The organism is Myxococcus hansupus, assembly GCF_000280925.3.
GTDB lineage: Bacteria > Myxococcota > Myxococcia > Myxococcales > Myxococcaceae > Myxococcus > Myxococcus hansupus.
The window spans coordinates 659,396-672,596 of record NZ_CP012109.1 but is presented as its reverse complement, the minus strand read 5'-3'; the positions used below and the strand labels follow the sequence as shown (position 1 = coordinate 672,596).

General features: G+C 69.3%; 12 protein-coding genes. 4 read left to right on the top strand and 8 right to left on the bottom strand.

From position 1 onward, the window contains the following. Positions 1–7: 7 nt before the first annotated feature. Both A176_RS02790 and A176_RS02785 read right to left on the bottom strand, forming a co-directional pair. The gene (locus A176_RS02790) at positions 8–1,033 is read right to left on the bottom strand and encodes an S-adenosylmethionine:tRNA ribosyltransferase-isomerase (RefSeq protein ID WP_002636895.1); all 1,026 of its coding nucleotides are present in this window, start codon (positions 1,031–1,033) and stop codon (positions 8–10) included. Further along, positions 1,030–1,758, bottom strand: coding sequence for an SDR family NAD(P)-dependent oxidoreductase (locus A176_RS02785; protein ID WP_002636896.1), 729 nt, complete (start codon positions 1,756–1,758; stop codon positions 1,030–1,032). Before A176_RS02785 ends, A176_RS02790 begins: the two co-directional genes overlap by 4 nt. A gap of 85 nt (positions 1,759–1,843) precedes the next feature. Here A176_RS02785 and A176_RS02780 point away from each other — a divergent pair, with 85 nt between their 5' ends. Together A176_RS02780 and A176_RS02775 are read left to right on the top strand one after the other, a co-directional pair. Beyond that, complete coding sequence (locus A176_RS02780; RefSeq protein WP_002636897.1) at positions 1,844–2,401, top strand: helix-turn-helix domain-containing protein; 558 nt, start codon at positions 1,844–1,846, stop codon at positions 2,399–2,401. 41 nt (positions 2,402–2,442) lie between these two features. Next, positions 2,443–3,057, top strand: coding sequence for a DUF4230 domain-containing protein (locus A176_RS02775; protein WP_002636898.1), 615 nt, complete (start codon positions 2,443–2,445; stop codon positions 3,055–3,057). 7 nt (positions 3,058–3,064) lie between these two features. On the opposite strand, the gene A176_RS02770 is transcribed toward A176_RS02775, so the two are convergent. The 4 genes from A176_RS02770 to A176_RS02755 form a co-directional block, all read right to left on the bottom strand. Continuing rightward, positions 3,065–4,324, bottom strand: coding sequence for a tetratricopeptide repeat protein (locus A176_RS02770; protein ID WP_002636899.1), 1,260 nt, complete (start codon positions 4,322–4,324; stop codon positions 3,065–3,067). A gap of 74 nt (positions 4,325–4,398) precedes the next feature. After that, positions 4,399–4,641: a DUF1059 domain-containing protein gene (locus A176_RS02765; RefSeq protein ID WP_002636900.1), complete on the bottom strand. Its 243-nt coding sequence runs from the start codon at positions 4,639–4,641 to the stop codon at positions 4,399–4,401. Positions 4,642–4,742: 101 nt separating this feature from the next. Further along, entirely contained in the window at positions 4,743–6,335 is a 1,593-nt protein-coding gene (locus A176_RS02760; RefSeq protein WP_002636901.1) for a hypothetical protein, read from the bottom strand. A gap of 684 nt (positions 6,336–7,019) precedes the next feature. Beyond that, positions 7,020–9,068 carry a response regulator gene (locus A176_RS02755; RefSeq protein ID WP_193409830.1) on the bottom strand — a complete coding sequence of 683 codons (2,049 nt, stop codon included), beginning with the start codon at positions 9,066–9,068 and terminating at the stop codon, positions 7,020–7,022. A 125-nt stretch (positions 9,069–9,193) separates the two neighbouring features. Here A176_RS02755 and A176_RS02750 point away from each other — a divergent pair, with 125 nt between their 5' ends. Both A176_RS02750 and A176_RS02745 read left to right on the top strand, forming a co-directional pair. Beyond that, positions 9,194–9,964: a DUF2270 domain-containing protein gene (locus A176_RS02750; RefSeq protein WP_002636903.1), complete on the top strand. Its 771-nt coding sequence runs from the start codon at positions 9,194–9,196 to the stop codon at positions 9,962–9,964. Positions 9,965–10,110: 146 nt separating this feature from the next. Beyond that, positions 10,111–11,115: an isocitrate/isopropylmalate dehydrogenase family protein gene (locus tag A176_RS02745; protein ID WP_002636904.1), complete on the top strand. Its 1,005-nt coding sequence runs from the start codon at positions 10,111–10,113 to the stop codon at positions 11,113–11,115. A gap of 79 nt (positions 11,116–11,194) precedes the next feature. On the opposite strand, the gene A176_RS02740 is transcribed toward A176_RS02745, so the two are convergent. Both A176_RS02740 and A176_RS02735 read right to left on the bottom strand, forming a co-directional pair. Beyond that, on the bottom strand, positions 11,195–11,761 hold the full coding sequence (locus tag A176_RS02740) for an imm11 family protein (protein WP_021781151.1): 567 nt from the start codon (positions 11,759–11,761) through the stop codon (positions 11,195–11,197). A 16-nt stretch (positions 11,762–11,777) separates the two neighbouring features. Continuing rightward, a complete protein-coding gene (locus A176_RS02735; RefSeq protein ID WP_002636906.1) occupies positions 11,778–13,121 on the bottom strand; it encodes an AHH domain-containing protein in 1,344 nt (447 codons plus the stop codon). Positions 13,122–13,201 lie beyond the last annotated feature (80 nt).

Here is a 13,201-nt window from a genome sequence, read left to right as displayed (position 1 = left end):
CCCCCGCTCACGCGTCCAACAGCAGGCACGAGTCCCCGAACTCGTGCCCCAGGTAGCCGCGCGCCTCCGCGTGCGCGGCCACCTCCTGGAGCAGCGGCAGCGGCGCGAAGGCCTGGAGCAGCGCATGGTGGCTGCTACCGGGCTCGTGAACGCCGGTGAGCAGTCCATGCACCATGCGCGGCACGAAGCCTGGGCCCAGGAGCAGGTCCGTCACCTCGTCTCCCGCCACCAGCCAGCCGCCGTGCTGCGCCGCGCGGCCCTCCAGGGCTCGCACCACGGTGGTGCCCACCGCCACCACGCGCCCGCCCGAGGCCCGCGTGTGCAGGACGGCCTCCACCGTGGCCTCGGGGATGTCCGAGCGCTCGGGCCGGGGCAGCGCCGCGTCCAGCACCGCGTCCCCCGTGGAGGACAACCCCGCCGCGTGCGTGAGCGACGCCAGCCGGACGCCTTGACGCCGCAGCGCCAGCAGCACGCTCCACGTGAGGGGCAATCCCGCGGAGGGCGGCTCCGCGGACCAGGGACGCGCGCCGTACGCGGTCTGCACGTGCCACAGCGACAGCGGCGCCTCCGTGTACGCGTACTGCACGGGGCGACCGCTTCGGTAGAGCCCGGACCAGAGCGCCGCGCCCGTCGCGTCGAACGCCACGCGCAAGAGCCTCGGTGACGGCGGCAACACCTGCACCACCCGGGCCTTCAGGCCGCCTATCAACAGGCCCTCGCCCTCGGACACCAAAGGGGGCAGCGGCCGGTCCTCGGTGCGCCGCCGCCAGTCTCCCGCGCCGAACAGCACCACCGTCCAGGTGCCATCCGGCTCGCGGGACAACAGGCGCAGCTCGATGCGCTCTCCCGACGTCGTGCGGCCAGGGAGCGACGCGGGCAGGGTCCCCGCGTCGTTCACCACCAGGAGGTCTCCCGCGCGCAGCAGCGACGGGAGGTCCGCCACCCGCGCGTCCTGGAAACGGCGGGCGCGGGGTTCGACATGCAGCAGGCGCCCTTCCTCGGGACGCTCCGAGGGCCAACGCGCGGGGTTCATGCGGCCTCCAGCTTCGCCGCCTCCAGGCGGGCTCCCGAGGGCTGCGACTCCGCCTGCCACGCCGCCCACTCGATGAGCCGCGCCGCCACCGCCTCCGGCTTGCTCAATTGCGAGTAGTCCCCGTCCGGAACCGCGTCCCGGTACATCCGCGTGTCCATCTCCCCGGGGTCCACCGCGAAGAAGCGCACGCCCGTGCCCTCCAGCTCCGCGGCCCAGACGCGGCCCAGGTGCTCCAGCGCCGCCTTGGACACGCCATACGCGCCCCAGCGGGGATAGGCGGACACCGCCGCGTCCGAGGTGATGTGCAGCACCAGCCCCTTCCCTCGCACCGCCATGTTCCCCGCCACCGCCTTGGTGAGGCGGAAGGGGCCCACCACGTTGACCTCCAGCACGCGCTGCAGGTCCTCGCACGCGGTGTCCAGCAACAGCGGCAATGGCGTGGGGCCCAGCGTGCTCGCGTTGTGGACCAGCACGTCCAACGGGCCCACCAGCGCCGTGGCCGCGCCCACCATCGGGTAGATGGCCTCCTTGTCTCCCACGTCGTAGGCCAGCGCGTGGGCGTCCAGGCCCTCCCAGCGCAGGGCCTCAGCGACTGCCTCCATCTCCGCGGCATGCCGGGCCACGCCCACCACCCGCGCGCCTCTGCGAGCGAAGCCGTTCATCAGCGCCAGTCCCAGGCCCCGGCTCGCGCCGGTAATCAGGATGCTCTTGTCGATGCGGACCATTCGTGTGTCCTCCTTGTGTCTGGAGATACACGGCCTCCGCCATTCCGTTGGCAGCCAGGCCAAAGGCTTGGCAGATTGCCAATCCATGAACGACGATGACCTGCCTGGCAGACTGGCCCGGAACATCCGCTCGCTCCGGGAGACGCGAGGCGCCACCCAGGCGCAACTGTCCCGGCTCGCGGGCGTGCCACGGGCCACCTGGGCCCACCTGGAGTCAGGGGCCGCCAACCCCACGCTGACCGTGCTGCACCGCGTGGCCGCCGCGCTCCAGGTGTCGCTGGAGGAGCTCATCGCGAAGCCCCGCGCGAGCGCTCGGCACTACCCTCGCGCCACCCTCCCCGTCCGGACGCGCGGCGGCGGCATGCTGCGCAAGCTGCTCCCGGACCCGCTGCCGGGCATGGAGTTTGACCGCGTGGAGTTGCCGCCGCAGGTCCGCGTCACCGGTGTTCCCCACACACCGGGCACCCGCGAGTACCTCGCGTGCGAAGTGGGCGAGCTGGTGCTCATCGCCAGCGGGGAGCGCTTCGTCCTCCAGCCCGGTGACGTGGTGGTGTTCCGGGGAGACCAGAAGCACTCCTACGAGAATCCTGGAGCCCGGACGGCCGTGGGCTACTCGGTCGTCCTGCTGGCGCCCTCGATATGAGCGCACCGGCGTCACCGAGCGGGAGCGCTAGACTGGGTGCCATGGCGCACCTCTCGCGAGTCCTCACCGTCGTCCTGGGCGCCGCGCTTGGCGCGGTGGGGGCCTGGCTGCTGATGAAGCCCCCCTCGCCGTCGCTGCCGGACACGCCCGCCGTGGTGCAGCAGATGCGGGACGTGGCGAGGCTGGAGACGCTGGAGGTCGCCCTCTACAAGAAGGTGACCTTCACGCCCGAGCCGCAGGCCACCGATGCGCTCTGGAAGGACGTGCTGAACTGGGCACGTTACGCACTCCAGAATCCCCACGGCCGCGCGATTGTCTTCGCGAACGCGCACCTGGGCTTCGACTTCCAGCGCTTCGACCGCTCCCACCTCCAGGTGACGGGCACCCGCGTCTCCGTGGTGCTGCCGCCGATGGAGGTGAAGGTGGAGCTGCGTCCGGGGGAGACGGAAATCATCGACTCCAACCTGGACAGCGAGCAGACGGCGCAGTTGTTGGAGAAGGCCCGGCTCGCCTTCGAGCAGGAAGTCCGCGCGGATGGGCGCCTCCAGCGGCGGGCCCGCGAGTCGGCGGAGCGCTCGCTGCGGGCACTGCTGCTCACGCTGGGCTACCGCGAGGTGGTGTTCGTGGACAGCCTGCCCATGGGCACCACGGGCTGAGCGCGGCTCACACCGGGGACAGGCCTTCCTCCGTCAGGCGGAAGGTGCCCGGGATTCCATCCGGAGAGGGCACGAGCCGCGCCAGCGACGCGCGGGCCTTGGCGTCCGATTCGAGGCACACCAGCACCCATTCTCGTCGGGCCAGGGACACGAGGTAGGGACCTTCTCCCACGAGTTCCGCCAACGCCTGCCGCTGCGGCGCCAAGAGCAGACGCGCGGCATCATGACCGTCCCCCTCCGCCACCGCCCACAGACCCGTGAGGGCTTTCGACGGCCGGATTTGCCCCTGGTCGATGAGCACGCACCCTACCTTGGCCACGTGTGAGGACAGGTTGCGCCAGGCCGCCGCGTCCGCTGAATCGGGCGTGAGTCCCGCTGGCGCCAACGCGGACTCCGGCAGGTAGCGGACGAACTCGGCGTCTTCCAGGACGTAGAAAATCTCCAGGCCCGCGGGGCCCGGCCGGTGCAGTGCGCCCACGGCCCGTGCTTCGAAACCCGCCGGGCGCAGCACCGGACGCAGACGGGCTTCCAACGACGCGCCCTCTTCCCCCAGGCCCGAGGACAAGCCGCCGAGCTGTGCCGCCAGGGCCTCCGCGTGGGCCGTCAGCCCCTGTGAGCCTGGAGCCTCCAGGTACGCCGCATACAACGAGCCGACATCCACGCGCCCCACGCCCCCCGTGGCGAGCTTCACGAGCAGGTCCTTGCCCTGCCTCCGAAACACCACCCGCGCGCGGCCCAACGCGGCCGTGAGCGCGGCGGTGAACTCCGGACGCAGCACCTGCTCCTGGGGGACGGGCGGAGGCGGCAGGTCCACGGCCTCCAACTCCTCCTTCAGCAGTCGCGCCTCGGCGTCGAAGGGGTCCCGGGCCAGCGCATCCGCGACATAGGCGCGCGCCTTGTCCGTCTCACCGCGCCGCAGGCCCAGCACGGCCAGGACCTTGAGCACCTCGGGGTCGTCGGGCGATTGCGCCAGGACCTCCGTCAGCAGTCGCTCCGCGTCGCCATGCCGCTCCAGGCCCAACAAGGCCCGCGCCAGCCCGAGCCGGACGGGCAAGTCGCGCGGGAAGTCTCGGCGCAGGGACTCCAGCAGGGGCAGCGCGTCGCGCTCGGCGCCCGCGTTGACCAGGGCATGCGCCAGGGCCAGCCGCAAGACGGGGCCCGCATCACGCTGCGCCTCGGCGCGGAGCAGGGACAGCTCCGCGTCGCTCAACGTCTCACCCGCTTCCACCTTCCGGCGGACGCGCTCCAGGCTCAGTGGGGCACTCACCCGAGGGACTCTAATTCCCTCTTGAGGCCAGCCCAACCACTGGCAGCCAGCTCAGACGAAGAGGCTTCCAGGCGTCAGTGTCTGCTCGGCTGCTGCGGCTCCTGCATCGACATGGGCATGCCCATGCTGGCCGTGGGCTCCTCGTCGTCGAGCATCCCGCGAATCATCTCGCGCAACTCGGCGGAGTCCTCGTGGCCGTGCACGGAGACCGCGTGCGCGATGGCCGCCTGGAAGACCTCGTCCTCCTCGCCCGAAATCGTGAGCGTGCAGTGGGTGTCGCTGGGCGCCTTCCGGCAGTCCATCATCTTGCGTGACATGGTGGTGCCTCCTCCTTCCGCAGAGGTGGACACCCACGCCCAGCACCACAAGGGATGGGCGGGCAGCCAGGGCCTGGCTGCCGCGCCGATTTGGCCCGTGCTCAGCGTGCGTTGAGCGTGGCCACGAAGAACCGACTCAAGGCCGCGAACAGCCGCGGCGACAGGGCCTCATATTGCTGCTGTGCCTCGGGCGTCTCGAAGTACTGGTCATTCCACGAGCCCATGCCGCCGAAGATGTCGCACAGCAGGTAGGCGAGCAGCGCCCGCAGCTTCTCCTCGGACAGCCCCAGCGGGATGAACAACGACAGGGACCCCAGCTTGCGCCCGAAGACCTCCAACGGCTCGTCGTCGAAGCCCGCGGCCTTCGCGGCGTCCAGATGGGCCTGCATGGGCTCTCGTGCGAGGCTGCCATAGCTCGGCGACTGCCCTTCCAGCGCGAAGAGCGCGAGCTTGAAGGCGGGCGCGAAGTTCGACCCCTGCTCGGAGGCGAAGCGGCCCGCGTCCCGGAGCACCTCGATGAAAGCGCGCCGCGCGTCGTCCCAAGCCGGTCCGTTGGAGACAGGAGAAAGGCCGTCCCCCAGCTCGTGGAACAGGAACATCTGGTACACGTCGGGGTTCGACTGGAGGCGCAGCAGGTCCTTCTCGGGGATGGCGTCCGCGTCGACCGGAAACATGAGGTCCACGCACCCGCGAAGGGGCTCGGGAAGGGTCAGCGTCGCGCCCTGAGCACGGCCGGCGCGTTGAAGCGCTTCCATCATGTTTCCGGTGAACATCGACTGGAGCCCGTCCGACGGCATCGCCCTGAGCCGGGCAGGGAGAGACTCCACCGTGTCGGGCGGCGTGCCCTCCGGCAGGAACTGGTTCAGGTCCTGGACGATGCGACTCCAAGCGTCCTGGGCGAAGGGCTGGGCATCCACCAGGTCCGCGAACTGCTGGGGCGTGGTCGCCTCCGTGACGCGGAGCTGCTCCTCTCTCGGGACGTACTCGGCCTGCTGCTCCGGCGACATGAAGCCGCGCATCATCTCGTCCGGATCGCTCGTGTAGAACGCCGCCTTGAACGCGTCGGGGACACTCACCGCCGAGCCCTGCTTCCGGAGCGCGACCTGGAGTTCCTCCAGCAACTCATTGCCGCGCAGGTCGTAGTGAACGAAGCCCGCGGGCGAGGCCAGGTAGTCCGCCACCTCCGAGACCGGCACCGCGGGCCGGCCATTCATCTCGTTGTTCTCGGAGACAGACGCCGCCCAGGCCTCGAAGATGCGGTCCGCATGGGGCTGCGCGCGCGCGAACTCCACGAGCCGCTGCGGCGTGAGCAGATACGGACGGCTGGGGTGCGTTCGCAGCAGGAAGTGCGAGGACGCCCCTCCCGAGGTCACCTCCATCACCGTGCCCCCTGTGTTGGCGAACGCGGCGGCGATGTGCGCGGGGAGTGCATCAGGAGCGGCGGAGCCGAAGTCCACCACCCGGGCGGAAACGGGCTCATTCGGGGCGAGCTGTTCGAGCCAATCGGCCAGCGATAGCTCACGCCCGTCCCGGCGTTGAACCCCCAGCGAATACACCCGAGGCACCGCGAGCCGTCGCAGCGACCAGCCTTCGCCCAGTTCCTTCTCCAGCGCCTCGAGCCGCTCCGGCCACCGGGCACGGTCGCCCTGCAACAGTGAGGTCACCAGCACCAGGCACAGGTCATCGACGCGCAAGCACGGCCTCCATGAAACGAACGCGGCGGGAAGCGCCGCACCGACGGACAGCCAAGCACGCCGGGAGGAGGATGCAAGCACGACTCGGACTCACGGCGACCCGTTCGGACAACGCCCGAAGCCGCATCGGCTCCTCGTGAAGAGCCCCCACTTTTGCAGGCCACCGACTTCGCCCCCATGGCGCCCTCCGGGAGCGAACCGGATTGGCAGGGCGTCTCACGTAGGAGGCGACGCGCCAGTTCGTGCAGGCCCCTGCTCCTCCGCGAGCAGCGGAGTCGCCCCCACCAGGGTGATGCACGCTAAAGGCGCCGAGCCAGTTCGTGCAGGCCGCTACTCCTTCGCGAGCGGCGCAGTCGACACCTCCAGGGTGATGCACACCGGAGGCGGCGCTCCCAGCCGGTAGAGCACAGCGCACCTCTCGACGAGGGGCGCGATCCGCACCCGCGGGACGGCCAACGCCGAAGGCGGCGCGCCCAGCCAGTAGAGCAGTGCACCTTCACGCGGGGCTCGGTCCGCGCCCGCAGGACGGCCAACGCCGAAGGCGGCGCGCCCAGCCAGTAGAGCAGTGCACCTTCACGCGGGGCTCGGTCCGCACCCGCAGGACGGCTCATGCCGGAGGCGGCGCGCCCAGCCGGTAGCGCAGTGCACCTTCACGCGGGGCTCGGTCCGCGCCCGTGGGGCGGCTCACGCCGGAGGCGGCGCGCCCGAGCCTGTCGCTCCGTTCTCCGGCCCACCCGGCTCGGCCTGCGCCAGGAAGTCATCCAGCGCGCCCACGTCGATGGGCTTGCGGAAGACCGCGTCCACCAGCGCGAGGTTGGAGCGATTCTGCCCGCGCACGTCCATGCCAGTGACGATGGCCAGCAGTGCCTGGGGCGTCTTCTTGCGCAGCTCGCGCGCCAGCTCCCAGCCGCTCATCTCCGGCATCACCGCGTCCAGCAAAGCGGCGTCGTAGCGGCGCCGGTCCCACATGCCCAACGCCACCGCGGGGCTGTGCGCTACCTGGACCTCGTAGCCTTCCTCGCCCAGCACCTCCGCCATCATCCGGGCATTGTCCAGGTCGTCATCCACCACCAGCACGCTGCGCGTCTGCTGGAACCGCCGGGGGCCCACGGGCCGCATCACCTCCGCGCGTTGCGACTCCGCGCGCTGCGACGCGGCGACCGTGCCGTTGTGCGCGCGCGGCAACCGCACCACGAACGCCGCCCCCGCCCCCGAGGCCGGCACCTCCGCCGTCAGCTCACCGCCCCAGCGCTCCACCTGCGCCCGCGCCACCGCCAGGAACAGGGACAACTGCGGTGCGCCCGCATCCCTGCGCAACGGGTCGAACAGGCGCGCCAGCTCCTCCCCGGAGTAAGGCGTCCCCTCATCCTCGATGCGCAACGTCAGCCACGACAGACCATCCGCTCGGGTGGAGACATGCAACCGGCCCCCCGCCTCCATCCGGTCGCGAGCGACGAGCAACAGGTTCACCACCAGCTCACGGAAGAAGCCCGCGTCCGCGTGAACGTTGCCGGGCCCCGCCAGGTCCAGGTCCACGTACACCGGGTGCTCGCGCTGCTCGAGCTCGCCGCGCGCCAGCTCCAGGGCCTCGCGCACCGTCTGGTCCACCGGCACGTCCGTGGGCTGCTCCTGCGTGCGCTGGATGTTGAACTCCTGCAGCCGAGCCACCAGCTCGCCAATCTGCTGCACCGTCTTGTCGAGCGCGTCCAGGTGTTCAGGCTTGAACTCGCGTTGCAGCAGCGTGATGCGCAGCCGCAGCACGTTGAGGAAGTTGTTGAGCGCGTGCGCCGCGCCGCTCGCGAGCTGCCCCAGCGCCTGCTGCCGGGTGCGCTGGAGCAACCGCCCCTGCAACCGGCGCAGCTCCCCGTGCGCGCTCTGGAGCGCCTTCGTCTTGTTCACCGCCTCCGTGCGGTCGGTGAAGGTCTGGATGGCGCCGGCCAGCTCGCCCTCTTCTTCCCACACGGGCGTGGCGCTCAGCTCCAGCGTGGCGGAGTCCCCTCCTGGGCGCTCCACCACCATCATCACGCCGCGCACCGGCCCCTTCTCCTTGAGCGCCCGAAGGAACGGCATGTCCGCGAGCTTGAACGGCTCGCCCGTGAGATGGCGCGCGTTCACCTGCGTCAGCACGGGGTTGATGGTGTTCGCTGCCCGCGCACCAATCACCGCGCGCATGGGCACGCCCATGAGCCGGCTCACGGGCGGTGTGGCGAAGGAGACGGTGCCGTCGACCTCGGCCAGCAGGATGCCCACGTCCACCTGGTTGAGCACCGACTCCATCACCGCGGCCTCGCGGAAGCGGACCTCCTCCGTCTTCAGGATGCGCGCGTAGGACGCCTGGGCCGCCGCGTCCGCCTCCCACACGAGCTCCGCCATGAGCTCCGCGACCTCGGGCTCGATGTAGCCCCCGTTGCGGCGGCCGTAGACGTGCAGCATCACCTCTTCCAGGGACTTGAACTCGCGCGTCAGGTCCTCGGGGTCGAAGTTCTGGCTGTAGCGATAGGCCCCATGTGGACGAACCACCTCTGGCCACAGCCGCACCGCATCGTCGGGCCGATCCCTCAGCAACCGGGCCAACTCGTCCAGCAACCGACGCAGCGGCGCGCGCAGGTCCCGGCCAGGGACCTCCACGTCATAGGTCTCCGCGCGCAGGCGTTTGGCCCACAGGCGCGCGAGGCGCTCGCGCTCCTCCTGAAGGAGCTTGCACAAGGCCTGGATGGGATTGACGGCGGACACGTTCAAGGCAGCAAGGTGGGCACGCCCGCCCGCTGTTGCCACCCGGTCGCCTGCCCGCCTGCTCGCCGTCAGGACACTTCCAGGCGTTGCAAACGCCCAGTGCCCAGCCCACCTTCCAGAGAAGGATGCCCGGGCGTGAACACGACAAGAACGACGTGCTGGAGTCGCCCTGGCTGTCCCAGCAGGCGATGGCGCAGCTTTTTCGTGGCGAGCTGAGCCGCTCCGATACGTGGCGCACGCGCCTGGACACCACCACCAACTGGGCGCTCACGACGACGGCGGCGGTCATCTCCTTCGGCTTCGCGTCCTCGCAGAGCTCCCACGTCACCTTCCTGGTGGGCATCTGGATGGTGGTGTCGTTCCTCCTCATCGAGGCGCGGCGCTACCGGTACTACGACTTGTGGAACCGCCGGGTGCGCCTGCTGGAGGACGGCTGGTGGGCCCCCATGCTCCGCCGCGAGCCCGTGGATCCGGACGCGCTGCGAGAGCTGGCGCTGGAGCTGGAACGGCCGCAAATCCAGCTCTCGCTCTTCTCCGCCATCTCCACCCGGCTGAACCGCGCCTATGGGCCCATCCTGATGGTCCTGATGATGACGTGGTTCGTGAAGGTCTACAGCCATCCGAAGCCGCCGGTGGACTTCAACGAGTTCCTGCTGCGCGCCCGCGTGGCCTGGATTCCCGGCGAGGCCGTGACGGCCATCCTGATGCTGCTGACCCTGACGGCGTCCTACCTGTTCCTCTCCTCGTTCTTCATCCGGGCGCCCCTGGGAGAGCTGCGCACGCGGCCTCGGGGCCGGCGGGCGGCCCTGTGGGAGTCCTTCTACCGGCCCTACGCCATCCACACCCGCCGGAGGCCCACGCGGCGCCCCCGGCCCTCGTCCTCCGCCGAGCACTGAGCCGCCCCGGCGGCCGCCGCCCCGCCTGGACGGCGCCTGGAGGCCCGCGAAGGGTGCGCCTTCCTCATGGCCGCCATGCCTCCGGCTGAATCCCGGGTGTTTTCGTTCTTTCGACAACAGGGAAATTGTGCTGTGAATCCGCACCCATGGCGAACACCCGCACTGTCACGATCATCAACGGCGATGGCATCGGCCCCGAAGTCATGGCGGCCACCGTGCGCGTCCTCGAGGCGCTCAAGGTCCCTCTCGATTTCGAGTACAAGGACGCAGGCACGGAGGTGATTGCCAAGTACGGCACCAACCTGCCTGACGAGACGGTGGAGGCGGTGCTGCGCAGCGGCATCGCGCTCAAGGGCCCCACGGGCACCGTCGTGGGCGGCGGTCTGCCGTCGGCCAACGTGGGCCTGCGCAAGCGGCTGGACCTGTACTCGTCGCTGCGGCCCGTGAAGAGCGTGCCGAACGTGAAGACGCGCTACGAGGGCGTGGACCTCGTCGTGGTGCGCGAGAACACGGAGAGCCTCTACGCCGGCCTGGAGCACATCATCGTCCCGGGCGTCGTGGAGTCGCTGAAGATCATCACCGAGAAGGCCTCGACGCGGATCGCCCGCTTCGCCTTCGAGTACGCCCGCAAGCACGGCCGCAAGAAGGTCACCGGCGTGCACAAGGCGAACATCATGAAGCTGTCGGACGGCCTCTTCCTGGACTGCTGCCGCAAGGTCGGCCGTGAGTTCCCGGACGTGACGTACGAGGAAGTCATCATCGACAACCTCTGCATGCAGTTGGTGAAGGACCCGACCCGCTTCGACGTGCTGGTGTCGGAGAACTTCTACGGCGACGTGCTCAGCGACCTGTGCGCGGGCCTCGTCGGCGGCCTGGGCGTCGTCCCCGGCGCCAACATCGGCGAGCGCACCGCCGTCTTCGAGGCCGTGCACGGCACCGCCCCGGACATCGCGGGCAAGGGCATCGCGAACCCCACCGCGCTGATGATGTCCGCGGTGATGATGCTGGACCACCTGGACATGGGCGCGGCGGCTCGCAGCATGGAGAACGCCATCTGGAAGGTGTACAGCTCCGGCGAGGTCCGCACGGGCGACATCGGTGGCAAGGCCACCACCCGCGAGTTCACCGACGCCATCATCGCCGCGCTGTAGTCGTCACGGCGAATCCCTGTGTCACACGAAGCCCGGGCGCCTTCACGGCGGCCCGGGCTTTTTCGTGTCCGGGGCAGAGCTACACCGCCGTGAACTTCACACCGGTGGCCCGCGCTCGCTCCAGGGCCTGCTTGAGGTCATCCGAAACGATGAGCGCTTGGGTCCAGCCCTCCGTGCGGAACACCTTGGCTCCGCCCACTTTGGTGGTGTCGATGCGCAAATCATCCACCGCGTAGTACTGCCCCACCTTCGCGGGCAGCCCGTCTTCCGGCTTCCAGAACTGCACCTTGGACGCCTTCTCGTCGATGCAGCGGATGAGCTTCGTCGCCACCAGGAGGAGGTACTGGTCCGGTTGGCCTTTGATGACCACAGGCAGGGTCTGCACATCGTCTGGGGCCAGCTCCACGAAGAGGGTGGCTACGTTCACATGGACGATGGGAGCAAGCCCCACGCCTGCCAGGGAGAAGTCCAGAGCCCGGCCCGGTTCGTCGATGGGAACGATCAAAGGGCCTTCGACCTGAACGGGCCGGCCTGCCCTGAACAGCCAAGGGTCTTCGACTTCCTGTCCCCGCGAGTCCTCGGGGTCCCCCAGGTACCAGTTACCCGCCTGGATGTTCTCGGCAATCCTGAAGAAGCGGCTCGGCATGATGCGGTTCTAACCGTTACCTGCCGTGGGTCACGAGCCTGTTGAGCTCCGTCCCTTGCGTGACGACCTCCTTGGCCAGTTGCCGCAGGGCTTTCGTCAGTGCCTCACGGCACTCCTCCACCTTGCGACAGTTCTCGGTTGCCCCGTTCAATCGCTCGTAGACCCGGTCGTGGTACGCCTGTGGATGAGGACCCTTGTGACCTTTGACTGGCACGATGTTCTCAGGGTCCTTCAGCTCCATTCCTGCCTTCTTGAAGATCCGCCTGAACCGTGGCGTCCAGGGCCCTCCGCGTGCAGAGGAAACGCTGTTCTTGTTGGTGGCGAGATGGTGGTTCTCGGGGCGCCCACTCCGACTGCCCCGAACCGCCATGGCGACTGCATGGGGCGCGAGCGCAATGGTGAATCCCTCGGCAGCCATCGCGACCGACTGCACGCCTCCCATCGCGACGTACGAGTAACCGGCCTGCGACTCCACCGCGAGCGCGGCCTGCGCGGAGCCCGGCAACTTGGGGGCCTTCGCGACCAGACCCGCGGTATTGCCAATGGCCGCGGTGGTCAGCAGGACGAATATTCGCGCCGCGCTCTCTCCAAGGACTTCGCCGTACGCATCTCCGGCGTCGCGAACCTGTTCGAAGGTTCTGGCTTGGTCCACCTGACGAACCAACACCCTCCACCCGTCCAGAATGCGCCACACCGTGTCCACGCCCAGGTAGGCAATCGCCGTGGCCGTCACCAGCGCCGCGAGCCCTTTACTCACGGGTTCAGGCAACGACCATAGGAGCAGATACATGCTGACGGAGGCGCTCACTGTCGCCAGCAGCGCCTGGGGGTCCGCCAAATCCCGAAGCGCCTCGGCCGTTTCCAGCCAGACAGAGTCCATGGCGATGGCCATGGCCAGCGTGTACTTACCGTCACTGGCCAGCAACGGACCTTCGGCGAGCAAACGCAAACAGTCACCGGGCTGGGACTTGCGCTCACACCAACGGCCATACGCACGCGTCAGCGCATCATCAGAGTACGACTCCAGAAGCCGAGGACCGTCTGGGTCCGACTCGGATTGCTGAGGGATGAGGCGAGAGGTGTCGTGCTGGAACAGATACATCCCGCCCCTTGCAGGCACCCCGAAGAGCTGACGGGCCTCTCGCAAGGGATTGGAGAAGGGCCGGACATCCTGGGCGAACCGAGCCACGGCGCCTTCGAATTCGTCCGCGTCCAGCTCCACGGGCCCGGTATCCGCTTCCTCGAAAGGCGTGTGGACAAACGACGTCCCTTCCCCCGTCTCCAAGCGGACCCACCGAGTGGTCGAACAGCCTGTGACCGCAAGCACCAGCACCAGCCAGAGCACGTCGCGCACGCGCATCCCAGTCCTCCGGTTTCGCTCTCGAAGCCACGAAACCAGGCCAGGACTAGCAGAAGAATCTGACAGGACGCGGAGACGCG